This is a genomic window from Pseudomonas sp. Irchel 3F6 (assembly GCF_900187595.1).
Taxonomy (GTDB): Bacteria; Pseudomonadota; Gammaproteobacteria; order Pseudomonadales; family Pseudomonadaceae; genus Aquipseudomonas; species Aquipseudomonas siliginis.
In genome coordinates this window covers 1,069,100-1,086,342 of sequence record NZ_FYDP01000002.1, presented here as the reverse complement: position 1 = coordinate 1,086,342, position 17,243 = coordinate 1,069,100, and the positions used below count along the sequence as shown (strand labels likewise).

Annotated in this window: 18 protein-coding genes; 16 read left to right on the top strand and 2 right to left on the bottom strand. The window is 59.9% G+C overall.

The features are described 5' to 3' along the window. Positions 1 to 26 precede the first annotated feature (26 nt). The 8 genes from puuE (at position 27) to CKW30_RS11050 (ending at position 8,184) form a co-directional block, all read left to right on the top strand. A complete protein-coding gene (puuE, locus tag CKW30_RS11085) occupies positions 27 to 953 on the top strand; it encodes an allantoinase PuuE (protein WP_024012213.1) in 927 nt (308 codons plus the stop codon). Then, positions 950 to 1,465, top strand: a complete 516-nt coding sequence (gene uraD / locus CKW30_RS11080) for a 2-oxo-4-hydroxy-4-carboxy-5-ureidoimidazoline decarboxylase (RefSeq protein WP_016773760.1) — start codon at positions 950 to 952, stop codon at positions 1,463 to 1,465. The genes puuE and uraD overlap by 4 nt, the downstream gene beginning before the upstream one ends. 87 nt (positions 1,466 to 1,552) lie before the next feature. Next, positions 1,553 to 2,548, top strand: coding sequence for an allantoicase (gene alc / locus CKW30_RS11075; RefSeq protein WP_071171520.1), 996 nt, complete (start codon positions 1,553 to 1,555; stop codon positions 2,546 to 2,548). 141 nt (positions 2,549 to 2,689) lie between these two features. After that, positions 2,690 to 3,193, top strand: a complete 504-nt coding sequence (locus tag CKW30_RS11070) for an ureidoglycolate lyase (protein ID WP_016773758.1) — start codon at positions 2,690 to 2,692, stop codon at positions 3,191 to 3,193. Positions 3,194 to 3,244: 51 nt separating this feature from the next. Further along, on the top strand, positions 3,245 to 4,558 hold the full coding sequence (locus CKW30_RS11065) for a urate hydroxylase PuuD (protein ID WP_095180787.1): 1,314 nt from the start codon (positions 3,245 to 3,247) through the stop codon (positions 4,556 to 4,558). Positions 4,559 to 4,726: 168 nt separating this feature from the next. Further along, complete coding sequence (locus CKW30_RS11060) at positions 4,727 to 6,079, top strand: nucleobase:cation symporter-2 family protein (RefSeq protein ID WP_095180786.1); 1,353 nt, start codon at positions 4,727 to 4,729, stop codon at positions 6,077 to 6,079. 162 nt (positions 6,080 to 6,241) lie between these two features. Next, the gene (locus CKW30_RS11055) at positions 6,242 to 7,027 is read left to right on the top strand and encodes an outer membrane protein OmpK (RefSeq protein WP_041479324.1); all 786 of its coding nucleotides are present in this window, start codon (positions 6,242 to 6,244) and stop codon (positions 7,025 to 7,027) included. A gap of 371 nt (positions 7,028 to 7,398) precedes the next feature. After that, the gene (locus CKW30_RS11050; protein ID WP_095180785.1) at positions 7,399 to 8,184 is read left to right on the top strand and encodes an outer membrane protein OmpK; all 786 of its coding nucleotides are present in this window, start codon (positions 7,399 to 7,401) and stop codon (positions 8,182 to 8,184) included. Between the two features lie 91 nt (positions 8,185 to 8,275). Here the strand turns inward: CKW30_RS11050 and CKW30_RS11045 are convergent, their stop codons facing one another. Together CKW30_RS11045 and CKW30_RS11040 are read right to left on the bottom strand one after the other, a co-directional pair. Then, the gene (locus CKW30_RS11045) at positions 8,276 to 9,448 is read right to left on the bottom strand and encodes a patatin-like phospholipase family protein (protein WP_095180784.1); all 1,173 of its coding nucleotides are present in this window, start codon (positions 9,446 to 9,448) and stop codon (positions 8,276 to 8,278) included. A 34-nt stretch (positions 9,449 to 9,482) separates the two neighbouring features. Next, positions 9,483 to 10,415 (bottom strand): lipid A biosynthesis lauroyl acyltransferase, encoded by a 933-nt coding sequence (locus CKW30_RS11040; protein ID WP_041479319.1) that lies wholly within the window; start codon positions 10,413 to 10,415, stop codon positions 9,483 to 9,485. Positions 10,416 to 10,532: 117 nt separating this feature from the next. Between CKW30_RS11040 and minC the strand changes: the two genes are divergently transcribed. The 8 genes from minC (at position 10,533) to CKW30_RS27300 (ending at position 17,232) form a co-directional block, all read left to right on the top strand. Continuing rightward, the gene (gene minC / locus CKW30_RS11035; protein WP_041479318.1) at positions 10,533 to 11,270 is read left to right on the top strand and encodes a septum site-determining protein MinC; all 738 of its coding nucleotides are present in this window, start codon (positions 10,533 to 10,535) and stop codon (positions 11,268 to 11,270) included. Positions 11,271 to 11,439: 169 nt separating this feature from the next. Continuing rightward, entirely contained in the window at positions 11,440 to 12,252 is an 813-nt protein-coding gene (minD, locus tag CKW30_RS11030; protein ID WP_007913953.1) for a septum site-determining protein MinD, read from the top strand. Continuing rightward, a complete protein-coding gene (minE, locus tag CKW30_RS11025; RefSeq protein ID WP_003223146.1) occupies positions 12,252 to 12,506 on the top strand; it encodes a cell division topological specificity factor MinE in 255 nt (84 codons plus the stop codon). The genes minD and minE overlap by 1 nt, the downstream gene beginning before the upstream one ends. A 169-nt stretch (positions 12,507 to 12,675) precedes the next feature. Beyond that, positions 12,676 to 13,311, top strand: coding sequence for an RluA family pseudouridine synthase (locus CKW30_RS11020; protein WP_024012204.1), 636 nt, complete (start codon positions 12,676 to 12,678; stop codon positions 13,309 to 13,311). A gap of 152 nt (positions 13,312 to 13,463) precedes the next feature. After that, positions 13,464 to 14,306, top strand: coding sequence for a hypothetical protein (locus CKW30_RS11015; protein ID WP_056784015.1), 843 nt, complete (start codon positions 13,464 to 13,466; stop codon positions 14,304 to 14,306). 94 nt (positions 14,307 to 14,400) lie between these two features. Then, positions 14,401 to 15,495, top strand: coding sequence for a hypothetical protein (locus tag CKW30_RS11010; RefSeq protein ID WP_095180783.1), 1,095 nt, complete (start codon positions 14,401 to 14,403; stop codon positions 15,493 to 15,495). Positions 15,496 to 15,573: 78 nt separating this feature from the next. Further along, a complete protein-coding gene (locus tag CKW30_RS11005) occupies positions 15,574 to 16,863 on the top strand; it encodes a M18 family aminopeptidase (protein ID WP_016773748.1) in 1,290 nt (429 codons plus the stop codon). A 192-nt stretch (positions 16,864 to 17,055) separates the two neighbouring features. Then, positions 17,056 to 17,232 carry a hypothetical protein gene (locus tag CKW30_RS27300; RefSeq protein WP_016773747.1) on the top strand — a complete coding sequence of 59 codons (177 nt, stop codon included), beginning with the start codon at positions 17,056 to 17,058 and terminating at the stop codon, positions 17,230 to 17,232. The last annotated feature ends 11 nt before the right edge of the window (positions 17,233 to 17,243 follow it).

Below are 17,243 nucleotides of genomic sequence, written 5' to 3'. Positions count from 1 at the left end.
GTCAACGTACAAGAAGGAAGACTGCAGTGAGCGCTGACTACCCACGCGACCTGATCGGTTACGGCAGTAACCCTCCTCACCCACACTGGCCGGGCAATGCCCGGATCGCCCTGTCCTTCGTGCTCAATTACGAAGAAGGTGGCGAGCGCAATATTCTGCACGGCGACAAGGAATCCGAAGCCTTCCTCTCCGAGATGGTCGCTGCCCAGCCGCTGCAGGGCGCGCGCAACATGAGCATGGAATCGCTTTACGAGTATGGCAGCCGCGCCGGCGTCTGGCGCATTTTGAAGCTGTTCAAGGAATTCGATATTCCGCTGACCATCTTCGCCGTGGCCATGGCCGCCCAGCGTCACCCGGACGTAATCCGTGCGATGGTCGAGGCCGGCCACGAAATCTGCAGCCACGGCTACCGCTGGATCGACTACCAGTACATGGACGAAGCGCAGGAACGCGAGCACATGCTCGAAGCGATCCGCATCCTCACCGAACTGACTGGCGAACGTCCGCTGGGCTGGTACACCGGCCGTACCGGGCCGAATACCCGTCGCCTGGTCATGGAAGAAGGCGGTTTCCTCTACGACTGCGACACCTACGACGACGACCTGCCCTACTGGGAACCGAACAACCCGACCGGCAAGCCGCATCTGGTGATCCCCTACACCCTCGACACCAACGACATGCGCTTCACGCAAGTGCAGGGTTTCAACAAGGGTGACGATTTCTTCGAATACCTCAAAGACGCCTTCGACGTGCTTTACGCCGAAGGTGCCGAGGCGCCGAAAATGCTCTCGATCGGTCTGCACTGCCGCCTGATCGGCCGTCCTGGTCGCCTCGCTTCGCTAAAGCGCTTTATCGAATACGCCAAAAGTCATGAACAGGTGTGGTTCAGCCGTCGCGTCGACATCGCGCGTCACTGGCAAGAAACCCACCCGTACCAAGGGACTGCAAAATGAGCCGCTTTCAAACCCTGCAACCGTCGACCCTGAGCCGCGACGCTTTCGTCAAAGCCTTCGCCGACATCTACGAACATTCGCCATGGGTGGCCGAAAAGGCCTACGACCTCGGTGCGGACGCTTCGATCGACGAGATCGAAACCCTGCACCAGCGCATGAGCGATATCCTGTTGAGCGCCGATCATGCCAGCCAGCTGGCCCTGATCAACGCTCACCCGGACTTGGCCGGCAAAGCTGCCGTCCAGGGCCAACTGACCGAAGCCAGCACCAATGAACAGGCTGGCGCCGGTATTCACCAATGCACGGCCGAAGAGTTCCAGCGCTTCACCGAGCTGAACGACGCCTACAAAGCCAAGTTCAAGTTTCCCTTCATCATGGCGGTAAAAGGCAGCAACCGGCATCAGATCCTCGCGGCGTTCGAAACGCGCATCAACAATTCGGTGGAAGCCGAGTTCAAATGCGCGCTGGCGGAGATCAACAAGATTGCCCTGTTCCGTTTACTGACTCTTTAGCAAGCCTGGCCCGAGCGTGAATGAACGCGCAAACGCCCAGGGCCCTGCGAGCATCCCCAGCCAACTTATCAAAGGCAGACAAGAAGAATGAAAGCTTACGCCGTACCTTTCGAAAAATACGTCAACCTGGCCGACGCCCGTCTGGGCACCAAGATCATTTCGGTCACCGATGACTGGTTCGCAGACGCCAATCGTCTGTTCCAACCGACCCCGGCCGTATGGAAGGAGGGCGTGTTCGATGACAACGGCAAGTGGATGGACGGCTGGGAGTCGCGCCGCAAGCGCTTCGAAGGTTACGACAGCGCGGTGATCCGTCTGGGCGTACCGGGCTCGATCAAAGGCGTGGACATCGACACTTCATTCTTCACCGGCAACTATCCGCCGTCGGCCTCGCTGGAAGCGTGCTTCCTGGCCTCGGGCGAGCCGGATGAAAACACCCAGTGGACCGAAGTGCTGTCGGCCGTCGAGCTGCAGGGCAACAGCCACCACTACCATGAAATCAGCAACGACAAAGCGTTCAGCCACCTGCGCTTCAACATCTACCCGGACGGCGGTGTTGCCCGTCTGCGCGTGTACGGCATTCCGTTCCGCGACTGGTCCGCTGTGGGCGACAACGAGCAAGTGGACTTGGCAGCAGCCCTTAACGGTGGCCGCGCCCTCGCCTGCTCCGACGAACACTTCGGCCGCATGAGCAACATCCTCAACCCGGGCCGCGGCATCAACATGGGCGACGGCTGGGAAACCGCGCGTCGTCGCACGCCGGGCAATGACTGGGTAATCGTCGCGCTGGGTCATCCGGGCGAGATCGAAAAAATCGTCGTCGACACCCTGCACTTCAAAGGCAACTACCCGGACACCTGCTCGATCCAGGGCGCGTTCGTCAAGGGCGGCACCGACAGCCAGATCGAAACCCAGTCGCTGTTCTGGCGCGAACTGCTACCAAGCCAGAAGCTGGAAATGCACGCCGAACACACCTTCGTCGAGCAGATCAAGGCACTCGGCCCGATCACCCACATCCGCCTGAACGTGTTCCCGGATGGTGGCGTGAGTCGCCTGCGTGTATTGGGCAAGGTCGCTAAATAACACTGCAATGATCGTTCCCACGCTCTGCGTGGGAATGCATCACTGGACGCTCTGCGTCCGCTTTGGATGTGACGCGGAGCGTCACGGGCTGCATTCCCACGCAGAGCGTGGGAACGATCACTCAACGAAAAGAAGAACAGCATGCGCACATTGACGATTGAACCGCTGACCAAAGAAGCCTTCGCCCCTTTCGGTGACGTGATCGAAACCGACGGCAGCGATCACTTCATGATCAACAACGGTTCGACCATGCGCTTCCACAAACTGGCGACGGTCGAAACCGCGACGCCTGAGGACAACGCGATCATCAGCATTTTCCGCGCCGATGCGCAGGACATGCCGCTGACCGTTTGCATGCTGGAACGCCATCCGCTGGGCAGCCAGGCTTTCATACCGCTGCTCGGCAACCCCTTTCTGATCGTGGTCGCGCCAGTTGGCGATGAACCTGTATCAGGCTTGGTCCGCGCCTTCGTCACCAACGGCAGGCAGGGCATCAATTACCATCGCGGCGTCTGGCACCACCCGGTGCTGACGATCGAAAAGCGGGATGACTTCCTGGTGGTTGATCGCAGTGGCACAGGCAATAACTGCGATGAGCATTTTTTCAAAGAGGATGAGCGGTTGATCCTCGCCCCCCACCAATAAGAGAAGGTCTGATCACTCGACAACAAGAGTGACAGGCGAGAGGTAAAGACTGTGGAAGCACATCTGTTGGAATGGCTGAACCTGAGCGTGCGCTGGGTTCACATGATCACTGGCGTGGCCTGGATCGGCGCGTCGTTCTACTTCGTCTGGCTGGAGAACAACCTCAACCGCGTCAACCCGAAAACCGGTCTGGCCGGTGATCTGTGGGCGATCCACGGCGGCGGCATCTACCACCTGGAAAAATACAAACTGGCCCCACCGTCCATGCCGGACAACCTGCACTGGTTCAAGTGGGAAGCCTACTTGACCTGGATGTCGGGGATCGCGCTGCTGTGCGTGGTGTTCTACTCCAATCCGGTGCTCTACCTCGTGGCACCCGGCAGTGGCCTCAGCGGTCCTGAAGGCGTGGCCATCGGTATCGGCTCGTTGATCGTCGGCTGGTTTGTCTACGACTTCCTCTGCGATTCGGCCCTGGGCAAGAAACCCGCCCTGCTCGGCTTCATCCTGTTCGTGCTGATCATTGCCGCCGCCTATGGCTTCAGCAAAGTGTTCAGCGGTCGGGGTGCGTACCTGCACGTTGGCGCGATCATCGGCACCATCATGGTCGGTAACGTGTTCCGCATCATCATGCCGGCGCAACGGGCACTGGTCGCGGCGATCGCCGAGAACCGCACGCCGGATCCGGCACTGCCGGCCAAAGGCTTGCTGCGTTCGCGACACAACAACTACTTCACCCTGCCAGTGCTGTTCATCATGATCAGCAACCACTTCCCGAGCACTTACGGCAGCCAGTACAACTGGTTGATCCTCGCCGGGATCGCAGTGTTGGCGGTGTTGGTGCGTCACTACTTCAACACCCGTCACGACAGCCACAAGTTTGCCTGGACCCTGCCGGTGGCAGCGGTGGGCATGATCTGCCTGGCCTACGTCACTGGCCCGGCGCCGATGTCGAGCGCACCTGAAGTGGCCAAGGCACCGGCGAAAATCGAGTACCAACCGCTGCCGGAAACGGCACTGGGCGGTGGCGCGAAACCGGCCGAAGCGGCGCAACCTGCGGCACCCGCAGCCCCTGCGGCGGCACCCGCGCAAGCCTCCAATGCCGGCCCCGGTTTCGACAAGGTGCACAACGTGATTCAAGAGCGTTGCACGGTGTGCCATTCGTCCAAGCCGACCAGCCCGTTGTTCAGCGCAGCCCCGGCCGGTGTGATGTTCGACACCCCCGAGCAGATCCGCCAGAACGCCGCGCGCATTCAGGCGCAAGCCATCACCACGCAGATCATGCCACTGGGCAATATCACCCAGATGACCCAGCAGGAACGTGACCTGATCGGTGCCTGGATTGCCCAGGGAGCGCAAACCAATTAATCGTTAAAAGCATCGCTGGCAAGCCAGCTCCCACAGGGTTTTGCATAGCCTGTGTGGGAGCGGGCTTGCCCGCGAATGGCCGCTCCGCGGTCTGCCTGATGCAAAGAAACAGCTGCAAGCAACCCGGCAGCTGTTAATCACAAGAATAAAAAAGATCCGAGGTGTTGCATGTCCGAGCTGTCCAAAGCGCGCATCCCCGACGCACCCGCCATTCAGCGTTTGCCCCTTTTGCAACTGATCCTGGTCGGTCTGCAACATGTTCTGCTGATGTACGGCGGTGCCATCGCGGTGCCGCTGATCATCGGACAGGCCGCTGGCCTGAGTCGTGAAGAAATCGCCTTCCTGATCAACGCCGACCTGCTCGTCGCCGGCATCGCCACTATCGTGCAGTCGCTCGGCATCGGCCCGATGGGCATTCGCATGCCGGTGATGATGGGTGCCAGTTTCGCTGCGGTCGGCAGCATGGTGGCCATGGCCGGCATGCCCGGCATCGGTCTGCAAGGCATCTTCGGTGCGACGATAGCTGCCGGTTTCTTCGGCATGCTGATCGCGCCGTTCATGTCCAAGGTCGTGCGCTTCTTCCCGCCGCTGGTGACCGGCACGGTCATCACCTCGATCGGTTTATCGCTGTTCCCCGTGGCCGTGAACTGGGCCGGTGGCGGGGTCGACGCCGCGCAATTCGGATCGCCGATTTATCTGGCCATCGCTGCGCTGGTGCTGGCGACCATTCTGCTGGTTCACCGCTTCATGCGCGGATTCTGGGTCAATATTTCGGTACTGATCGGCATGTGTCTGGGCTACGTACTGTGCGGCGCGATCGGCATGGTCGACCTCAGCGGCATGGCCAGCGCACCGTGGATTCAGTTCGTCACCCCGCTGCATTTCGGCATGCCGAAATTCGAGCTGGCACCGATTCTGTCGATGTGTCTGGTGGTGGTGATCATCTTCGTCGAGTCCACCGGGATGTTTCTCGCGCTGGGCAAGATCACCGGCCAGGAAGTCTGCCCGCGCATGCTCCGTCGTGGCTTGTTGTGCGATGCCGGCGCGTCGTTCTTCGCCGGTTTCTTCAACACCTTCACCCACTCCTCGTTCGCGCAGAACATCGGCTTGGTGCAGATGACCGGTGTGCGCTGCCGTTCGGTGACCATCGTTGCCGGCGGTCTGCTGATCGTCCTCAGCCTGTTGCCGAAAGCGGCGTTTCTGGTGGCATCGATTCCACCGGCGGTGCTGGGCGGCGCGGCGATTGCGATGTTCGGCATGGTCGCCGCCACTGGCATCAAGATCCTCCAAGAGGCGGACATCGGTGACCGCCGCAATCAGTTGCTGGTCGCGGTAAGCATCGGCATGGGCCTGATCCCGGTGGTACGTCCGGAATTCTTCGCCCACTTGCCCATGTGGATGAGCCCGATCACCCACAGCGGCATCGCCATGGCCACCCTCAGCGCGCTGACGCTGAACCTGCTGTTCAACATCCTCGGCGGCAAGGAGCGTGCGGCGATCAATGATTGCCATGCTCACTGATTGAAACCACCACACCACCTGTGGGAGCGAGCCTGCTCGCGAAAGCGCTGTGTCATTCAACATTGATGGCGACTGACACAACCGCTTCGCGAGCAGGCTCGCTCCCACAGGGACTACGCAACTGCTTGTGCCTCAAACAATAAAAACAACAGGAAGCAACAGATGATCCGCACGCAAAGCAACGTTCTGTTGAGTGGCGGCCTGCTGGCCGCGAGTCAGGCCATGGCCGGCGATCTGCTGCTGTGGCAGAGCAACAGCCTCAGCTATCTGTACGGCAAGAATTTCGCGATCAACCCGTCGTATCAGCAGACGGTCACCTTCGAGCACGCCGACAAGTGGAAGTACGGTGACAACTTTCTGTTCGTCGACAAGATCTTCTACAACGGCAAGGAAGACCCGAACAAAGGGCCGCATACCTTCTACGGCGAGTTCACCCCGCGTCTGTCCTTCGGCAAGATCCTCGACCGCAAGATCGAGTTCGGCCCGATCAAGGATGTGCTGTTGGCGATGACCTACGAGTACGGCGAAGGCGAAACGGAGGCCTATCTGATCGGCCCCGGCTTCGACCTGAAAGTGCCCGGCTTCAACTACGTCACCCTGAACATTTTCCGCCGCCAGACCGAAGGCCCGCGGCCCGGCGATGGTGTCTGGCAGATCACCCCCGCGTGGTCCTACAGCTTTGCGCTGGGCAATTCCGATGTGCTGATCGACGGCTACCTCGACTGGGTCGTCGACAACGACGAAAACTCGCGCGGCACCTACCACGCCAACCTGCACATCAATCCGCAGATCAAATACGACCTCGGCAAAGCCATGGGCTGGAGCCAGAAACAGGTATACGTCGGCACCGAGTACAGCTACTGGAAGAACAAATACGGCATTGAAAACAGCCACGCGTTCGATACCAACCAGAACACCGCCAGCCTGCTGCTGAAGGTGCACTTCTGAGATGGCCCGCAACCGTGCGCCATGCCTGCCGTCGGTGCTCTGTTGCGGGGCACTTGAGCGTTGGCCGAGGAGTCAGTATTCTCCGCGGCCTTCCGAATTCGCTCTAAAAAAAAGCCTGAATTCAATTTCTGACCGAAAAGCCAACTTATCCCGGCTGCGGTCAGTCCTGAGGCATCCCGAAAACACGCTCGTCGACTGTTTTTCAGCAGCCGAACGGGCGTTTTTTGGTTTTTCAAAAGCCTTGGCGCAGCTTTTGCTACCAGCATTCAAAGCTGACCGATCGGATGAAATTTGCGGTACGAAAAAAGGCGCCACATCAGAGCGCCGATCTTAAAAAAATAACGTGGAACACCTACTTTGGGAGCAACCGAATGAAACGTATGTGCACCAGCCTGATGCTGGCCGGATCGATGTTCGCCGGCGGCCAGGCGATGGCCGAAGGCCTGCTGCAGTGGCAGAACAACAGCCTGACCTACCTGTATGGCAAGGACTTCCAGGTCAACCCGCGCATTCAGCAGACCGTGACCTTCGAGCACGCCGATGCCTGGAAGTATGGGGACAACTTCCTGTTCATCGACAAGATCTTCTACAACGGCAAGGATGATGGCGGCGTCGGCTCCAACACCTACTACGGCGAGCTCAGCCCGCGCCTGTCGTTCGGCAAGATCCTCGATCAGAAACTGGCCTTTGGTCCGGTGACTGACGTGTTGCTGGCCATGACCTACGAGTTCGGTGAAGGCGATACCGAGTCGTACCTGATCGGTCCGGGCTTCGACCTGGCGATTCCAGGCTTCGATTACTTCCAGCTGAACTTCTACCAGCGTCACACCCAGGGCGCACGCGCCGGTGACAATGTCTGGCAGATCACCCCGGTGTGGTCCTACACCATCCCGGTGGGTAAATCGAACATCCTCATCGACGGTTTCATGGACTGGGTGGTCGACAACGACTCCAATTCCAAGGGCGACTACCACGCCAACCTGCACTTCAACCCGCAGGTCAAATACGACTTGGGCAAGGCGCTGAATTTCGGCGAGAAGCAGTTGTATGTCGGTGTCGAGTACGACTACTGGTCGGACAAGTACGGGATCAAGGACAGCCAGTACTTCAAGACCGATCAGAGCACCACAAGCTTCCTGGTCAAGTTCCACTTCTGACCCTGAAAGCTTCGCGAGCAGGCTCGCTCCCACATTCAGACCGAGTTCCAATGTGGGAGCGAGCCTGCTCGCGAAGGCCTCACCGCAGATTTCAGGCAGGAGCCACCGCTTCAGATATCCGCAAAAACCGGCACAGCTCCTCGCGCTTGGCCAACGCATCGCGCCGCCCCAACTCGATCAACTCGCTGCAATACCCCGCCTCGAACAGCAGATAACTGAGCACCCCCGCCCCGCTCGTCTTCGTCGCCCCCGGCCCGCGCAGAAACAGGCGCAACGCCGCCGGTAACTCCTGGCGATGCCGCGCGGCGATTTCGTCGATCGGCTGACTCGGCGCAATCACCAGCACCTCCACCGGCGCCACACCCAGCGCGCGGGTCGGCGTGCCGGCCGGGAGCAAATGACTGAACTGATTCAGACGCTGCAGCAACTCGATATCGCTCTCCAGACTGTCGATGAACGTGCTGTTGAGCATGTGCCCGCCAATCTGCGCCAGCGTCGGTTGCTGGCCGCTGTAGGCGCGCTCCAGCGGCTGCTGCGGATCGACGCCGCGCGGGTTGCCGCTGACGCCCACCACCAGCACGCGACTGGCACCCAGATGCAGCGCCGGGCTGATCGGCGCCGACTGGCGCACTGCGCCGTCACCGAAATATTCCTCACCGATTTTCACCGGCGCGAACAGCAGTGGAATCGCCGAACTGGCCAACAGGTGATCGACCGACAACTGCGTCGGCACGCCAATGCGGCGGTGCCGCAGCCAGGCGTCGATGGTGCCGCCGCCCTGATAGAACGTCACCGCTTGCCCCGATTCGTAGCCAAACGCGGTCACCGCTACCGCGTGCAATTGCTTGCGCGCGATGGATTCGGCGATGCCGGGCAGGTGCAGTTTTTCCTCGAGCAGCTCGCGCAGCGGCGAACTGTTGAGCAACGCCACCGGCATCTGCCGACCGAGGCCGAGCAGGCTGTGGCTGACGAAACGGCTGGCCTGATGGATCACGCCCGGCCAGTCGCTGCGCAACACGCGGTGGCTGCGAAAGCCCTGCCAGAACTGGGTCAGGCTTTCGATGGCAGCGCGAAAATCCATGGCACCACTGGCCAGGCTGACCGCATTGATCGCCCCGGCCGAGGTGCCGACGATCACCGGAAACGGATTGTCCGCACCGACCGGCAGCAACTCGGCAATCGCCGCCAGCACCCCGACCTGATAAGCCGCCCGGGCCCCGCCGCCGGAAAGAATCAAACCTGTGACCGGTTCAGCAGGACTCATCGCAACACTCCACGGTGCTTGTCAGATCGGCTAATCAACGACGCTTGGGATAAAGTTTCGGCTCACCCGGTGGGCGACTCTTGAAGCGCCGATGCGCCCACAGATACTGCTCGGGGCAGGCACGCAAAGCACTCTCGACCCACTGATTGATGCGGATGCAATCGGCCTCCTCGCTTTCGCCGGGGAAATCTTCGAGCGGCGGATGGATCACCAGGCGATAACCACTGCCGTCGGCCAGACGTTCCTGAGTGAACGGCACCACCAGCGCTTTGCCCAGCCGTGCAAACTTGGTCGTCGCAGTGACGGTGGCGGCCTGAATGCCGAACAGCGGCACGAAGATGCTCTGCTTGGCGCCGTAATCCTGATCCGGCGCATACCAGATCGCCCGTCCCGAGCGCAGCAGTTTGAGCATGCCGCGCACGTCATCGCGCTCCACCGCCAGCGAATCGAGATTGTGCCGCTCGCGGCCACGGCGCTGGACGAAGTCGAACAAGGGATTTTTGTGTTCGCGGTACATGCCGTCGATGGTGTGCTGCTGGCCGAGCAGCGCCGCGCCGATTTCCAGGGTGGTGAAATGCGCGGCCATGAGAATCACGCCTTTGCCTTCGCGCTGGGCCTTCTGCAGATGTTCAAGGCCTTCGACGTGGGCCAGTTTCGCCAGACGCTCGCGCGACCACCACCAGCTCATCGCCATTTCAAAAAAGGCAATGCCGGTGGAGGCGAAGTTTTCTTTGAGCAGGCGTTTGCGCTCGGCGGCGGATTTTTCCGGGAAGCACAATTCCAGATTGCGCCGGGCGATGGTTCGCCGGTCGCTGGCGACGCGATACATCAACGCGCCCAAAACTCGACCGATGGTCAGCAGCGCCGGATACGGCAACTGCACGATCAGCCACAAAAGCCCCAGACCGCACCAGAGCGGCCAGAAGCGCGGAGCAAGATATGCTTTTCGAAAACGCGGGCGATCCATTAAAGCTTCCGTAAATACAGTGGCCGCGCATTCTACATCGTTCGACCCGGCTTGCGGCTCGCGGGCGTTCTCGTTATAAGTCTCGGCACTTTTAGTGACAAGCCGTTGTATGCCGACATGAGCCAAACCGACCCGTTAGACCAAGATCCCGTATTCCAGCTCAAGGGCAGCATGCTGGCCATCACTGTGCTGGAACTGGCCCGTAACGACCTCGAAAGCCTCGATCGGCAATTGGCCGCCAAAGTCGCCCAGGCGCCGAATTTTTTCAGCAATGCACCGCTGGTTCTGGCTCTGGACAAACTGCCGCCGAACCAGGGCGCGGTTGACCTGCCGGGGCTGATGCGCGTCTGCCGTCAGCACGGTCTGCGTACCCTGGCCATTCGCGCCAGCCGCATCGAAGACATCGCCGCCGCCATCGCCATCGACATCCCCGTGCTACCGCCCTCCGGTGCCCGCGAGCGTCCGCTGGAGACGCCGGAAGCCGAAGTCAAAAAGAAGCCGGAAAAGCCGCCTGAGCCGACCGTCAAACCGACCCGCGTAATCACCACGCCAGTACGTGGTGGCCAACAGATATATGCCCAGGGTGGCGATCTGGTCGTGGTCTCTTCGGTCAGTCCGGGGGCGGAACTTCTCGCCGATGGCAACATCCATGTATACGGCCCGATGCGCGGCCGTGCGCTGGCCGGCGTCAAAGGTGACACCAAGGCACGGATTTTCTGTCAGCAATTGAGCGCTGAACTGATCTCCATCGCCGGTCATTACAAGGTCTCCGAGGATTTGCGTCGTGATCCGATGTGGGGCTCGGGCGTCCAGGTCAGCCTGTCAGGCGACGTGTTGAACATCATTCGGCTTTAACGGATACTGCCGCATTTTCCAAGCATCTCTAAAACGTAGCGAAAACGGCTCAAACGAAGTAGGAAAAAGGCCCAAAGCCAAATTCCAGCCAAGGCTGTCCGACTGCAGTAGTTTTCAAGAGATGTTTTTCAGGGGCTGAACAGTCCTTCTTCCTTAGGGGTGAAACACCTTGGCCAAGATTCTCGTGGTTACATCCGGCAAGGGTGGTGTGGGTAAGACCACCACCAGCGCCGCTATCGGTACCGGTCTCGCTCTGCGCGGCCACAAAACAGTGATCGTCGACTTCGACGTGGGCTTGCGTAACCTCGACCTGATCATGGGTTGCGAGCGCCGCGTGGTGTATGACTTCGTCAACGTGGTAAACGGCGAAGCCAACCTGCAACAGGCACTGATCAAAGACAAGCGCCTGGAAAACCTCTACGTACTGGCGGCTAGCCAGACCCGCGACAAAGACGCGCTGACCGTCGAAGGCGTGGAAAAAGTCCTGATGGAGCTCAAGGAACAATTCGAGTTCGTCGTCTGCGATTCCCCGGCGGGCATCGAGAAAGGTGCGCACCTGGCCATGTACTTCGCCGATGAAGCGATCGTCGTGACCAACCCGGAAGTGTCCTCGGTACGTGACTCGGACCGCATGCTCGGTCTGCTGGCAAGCAAATCGCGCCGCGCCGAACGTGGCGAAGACCCGATCAAGGAACACCTGCTGATCACCCGCTACCACCCGGAGCGTGTTGAAAAGGGCGAGATGCTCGGCGTTGAAGACGTCAAGGAAATCCTCTCGGTGACCCTGCTCGGCGTCATCCCGGAATCCCAGGCGGTGCTCAAGGCTTCCAACCAGGGCGTGCCAGTGATTCTCGACGACCAGAGTGATGCCGGTCAGGCTTACAGCGATACCGTCGACCGCCTGCTGGGCAAAGAAAAAGCCCACCGATTCCTCGATGTCGAGAAGAAGGGATTCTTCGAGCGCCTGTTTGGAGGTAGGTAATGAACCTTTTTGACTTCTTTCGTGCCAACAAAAAGCCAAGTACCGCCTCGGTAGCGAAAGAGCGTCTACAGATCATCGTGGCGCATGAGCGCGGCCAGCGCAGCACGCCGGATTACCTGCCAGCCTTGCAGAAGGAACTGGTCGACGTGATCCGCAAGTACGTCAACATCGGCAACGACGACGTACATGTTGCACTGGAAAGCCAGGGCAGTTGCTCGATTCTGGAACTCAACATCACCCTGCCCGATCGCTGAGTCGATTTGGCAGTCGCTACGGCGGCTCGGGCTGTTGATGCTCGTGTAGGAGCTGCCGAAGGCTGCGATCTTTTGATCTTCAAAGTCAAAAGATCGCAGCCTTCGGCAGCTCCTACAGAGTTATCAGCAGTCCCGAGCCGCCGTTGGCATTTGTTACGAGGCTGTTTTAATGCCGCTGTCCAACATCCGCATCATCCACGAGGACGCCGCCGTACTGGTGGTCGACAAACCGACCCTGCTGCTCTCGGTGCCCGGTCGCGCTGACGACAACAAGGACTGCCTGATTACCCGCTTGCAGGAAAACGGCTACCCGGAAGCGCGCATCGTTCATCGCCTGGACTGGGAAACCTCCGGGATCATCCTGCTGGCCCGTGACGCCGACACCCATCGCGAACTGTCGCGGCAGTTTCACGACCGCGAAACTGAAAAGGCCTACACCGCTTTGGCCTGGGGTCAGCCGGAGCTGGACAGCGGCAGCATCGATCTGCCCCTGCGCTACGACCCACCGACCAAGCCACGGCATGTCGTCGATCACGAATTCGGCAAGCATGCGCTGACCTTCTGGAAGGTGCTGGAACGTTGCGGCGACTGGTGCCGTGTCGAACTGACACCGATTACCGGCCGCTCGCATCAACTGCGCGTGCACATGTTGTCGATCGGCCATCCGTTGCTCGGTGACGGACTCTACGCCCACGAGCAAGCGCTGGCGGCCTGGCCGCGTCTGTGCCTGCACGCGAGCATGCTCAGCTTCACTCATCCGCAGACCGGCGAGCGGCTGCGCTTCGAGTGCCCGGCTCCGTTCTGAACTGCGTGAATACTTTGGAAGCCCTTCCTGGTGAAGGGCTTTTTTTGTCCTGCCAAAAATCCACCGGCAATAGATTGACGTAAAGAACTGTCATAAAATTGTAATCAAATATAAAATCATGGCACTTCGATATCAGGCAGGAGGCCTTTCCCGTGTTCTGCAGCAAAACACTTCAATCCGAATACCCGATCATCTACGCATTCGGTAACACGACCCTGCACTTGAGCGAAGCACCCAGCATCCAGGCACGCCAGGCCCTGGAGCAGCTCATTAAAAAACGCCGCGCGCACAAACTGACCCGGGCCAGCGCACCGTTGTCGTCCTGTGAAACACCACTATTTGCCAAGGTCCAGCCATTGGACACGTTCAAGGCAAAGGTGCGGGTGAGCCTGAACAAACCGCAACGCAACGGGCGCTTCGACTGGCCGCTCGAAGAACTGATGAATTCCCTCGAAGCTCAGCGCCGGGGCGTGGAGATGCCTCCACTGAAGGGCTATGGCTATACCCGCAGCAGACTCGGCCTGACCGAGGAGTTCTTCCTGCTGACTCACCTGCTCGAAGGCCATATGGATGGGGCCGAGTGCATCAGACGCAATCCCGAAAACATCGAAGCCTTTATCCTCGACGCGTTTCAACTGCTCAGCTCGCTCGCCAGCAAGAACATCACCCACATGGATTTCTGGGTGGGCAACATCATGGTGCCCGAGCAAACGCAAAGGCCACTCAAAGCCATCGACTTTGAAAACTGCTTCGCAGGCCCGACCGCGCACGCAAGTGAAACACTCGGTTTTCAACTCGGCTTCTTCTATCGTCGGGATATCTACAAATTCATCACCGAAGCCGCCTACGATCGCCTGGTAGATCAATACCTCAGTGCACTGCCTGGCTTATCGAGAGACAGGTTCGAGGCTGTCTATCAGTTGAGCAAACATGAATACGTCGGTCGCAAGCAACGCCGTGAAGTCTTCCTCTCTGGCAGATTGATCACCGGTTGACGCCCTCCCTGGCAACACTTTGAAGCAAGTGCCCGGCCTGCAAATCAGCGGAGCAATACGGTAAACTCGCGCCCCCCGCCGTATGGAGCCGCTTATGCGCGAAGCCTTCCCCCCCCTGGAAAAAGTACCGCACCAGCTGCTCTACCTGATCTATGGCGACAAAGACGTTTATCGGCGCGAGGCAAAATTCAGCATCCTCACCGCCCTGGCACAACTGCAGCCAGGTGAATCATTGTGCATCCGAGTCCTGACCGATCGTCCGCAGGACTATGCCGGCTGGCCGGTCGATACCGTCCCTTTGAGCGAGCAGACCCTGATCCAGTGGCAGGGCGAGAACGGCTACCATCACCGCCGCAAAGCGTGCGCCATTGCGCTGGGCCTGACACTCGCCGAAAAAACCCTGTTTGTCGACACCGACACGCTGTTTCTCGATTCGCCGCACCGGTTATTCAGCATGATCACGCCCGGCCGTTACGTGATGGACCGCTTCGAATATGACTGGAGTTACGTCTGTAACCGGGCGGACTACGAAAGACTCGCGCGCTGCCTGCAAGTCCACGGCATCTCGTCGACGAACAGCTTCAAGCTCTACAACAGCGGCTTGTGCGGCGTCACCGATGGCGATGCAGCGCTGCTGGAGAAATCGGTCCGGCTGATCGATGAGTGGACGCAGGGTTCGTTCGACATCCATACGATCGAACAGATTGCACTGTCTTTTGCCATGCGCGACCAGCCGATCCAGGAAGCGAAGAAATTCATCTATCACTACTTCGCCGACAAGAACTTCTTCCACGCCATGCAGAAACATTTTTTCGGCCGTTACGGCGAGGCCTTCCACCCCGAACTGCCAGCGCTGTGCAACGAGGTTCCGCGCAGCAAACCCGTTCCCTCAACCTGGGAGCGCCTGCGCATCAAGTGGAAGCTGCGCAAAAAGCGCGGCGGCATGAAGAAAGTCGGCCGGGCGTTGCTGTTCGGCAGTGCTGCACCTGCCCACCCGTATTACGAGATCTGCCGTCACGAATGGTGGGAATCGGCGTCGCGGGAAATCCTGCGTTGGGACAGCGTCACGCAAAAGGCCTTCTTCGGCAGCGGCAAGGGCTGGCCGAAGCACCTGCCGAAACCCGCCAGAAAGGATGATCAACAAGCCATCATTGCCTACCTGCGCAAGCGCATCGATCAGCACTCCTGAGCGTGCTTGCGCAAACCACTTGCCCAATGGCGCTGAGTGATGCGTTAAACTGCCGCCCATTGCTGTCTGGAGTTTCTTATGCGCGCAGAGTTGAACCAGGGCCTGATCGACTTTCTCAAGGCCTCCCCTACCCCGTTCCACGCCACCGCCAGCCTCGTTCAGCGTCTGGAGGCCGCCGGTTATGTGCGCCTCGACGAGCGCGAGCCATGGTCCACCGAGGCCAACGGCCGCTATTACGTCACCCGTAACGACTCCTCGATCGTCGCGATCAAAATGGGCCGCAACTCGCCACTGCATGACGGTATCCGTCTGGTCGGCGCGCACACCGACAGCCCTTGTCTGCGGGTCAAGCCGCAACCGGAACTGCAACGTCAGGGCTTCTGGCAACTGGGCGTCGAAGTCTACGGCGGCGCGCTGCTGGCGCCATGGTTCGACCGCGATCTGTCGCTGGCCGGCCGCGTGACCTTCCGCCGTGACGGCAAGGTCGAGAGTCAGTTGATCGACTTCAAGGCACCCATCGCGATCATTCCCAACCTGGCCATTCACCTCAACCGTGAAGCCAACCAGGGCTGGGCGATCAACGCGCAGACCGAACTACCGCCGATCCTGGCGCAATTCGCCGGTGACGAGCGCGTCGATTTCCGCGCCGTGCTCACCGATCAACTGGCTCGCGAACACGGCCTGAATGCCGACGTGGTGCTGGATTACGAGCTGAGTTTCTACGACACGCAAAGCGCTGCGGTGATCGGCCTGAACGGCGATTTCATTGCCGGTGCGCGTCTGGACAACCTGCTGTCGTGCTACGCCGGCCTGCAAGCATTGCTCACCGCCGAAACCGACGAAACCTGCGTGCTGGTCTGTAACGACCACGAAGAAGTCGGCTCGTGCTCGGCGTGCGGTGCCGATGGCCCGATGCTTGAACAGACTCTGCGCCGCCTGCTGCCAGAAGGCGACGAGTTCGTCCGCACCATTCAGAAATCCCTGCTGGTCTCCGCCGACAACGCCCACGGCGTGCATCCCAACTATGCAGACAAGCACGACGCCAATCACGGCCCGAAACTCAACGCCGGCCCGGTGATCAAGGTCAACAGCAACCAGCGCTACGCCACCAACAGCGAAACCGCCGGTTTCTTCCGCCACCTGTGCATGGCCGAAGAAGTCCCGGTGCAAAGCTTCGTGGTGCGCAGCGACATGGGCTGCGGCTCGACGATTGGCCCGATCACCGCCAGCCATCTGGGTGTGCGCACCGTCGACATCGGCCTGCCGACCTTCGCCATGCATTCGATTCGCGAGCTGTGCGGCAGCCATGACCTGGCGCATCTGGTCAAAGTGCTCAGTGCGTTCTATGCCAGCCGTGAATTGCCGTAACGGCTGACAAGCTTCGCGAGCAGGCTCGCTCCCACAATGGAATGCCATTCACCTGTGGGAGCTAGCCTGCTCGCGAAATCGCCTGTGCAGACAGCAGAATCCTCCCGGCCTGATGCATTCCTGAGCCACATCACACCCCGCCTCGAAAACCCGCCTAGACTGCAAACATCCCCCACAGACAAGGCAGTCTTCATGATCTCGATGTCCTCCTTCCACGCCATGCTCATTCCCATCCTCAGCGGAATGATCCTGCTGGCCATCGGCTTCAACTTCCGCGACAAGAACGCCGGGGTGTTCGCCATGTGGATCGGTATGCTGATGATCCTCGCCACGGTGGTCTACAAGATCCTCGCCAAACTCAACGAATGACCGCGCCCGGC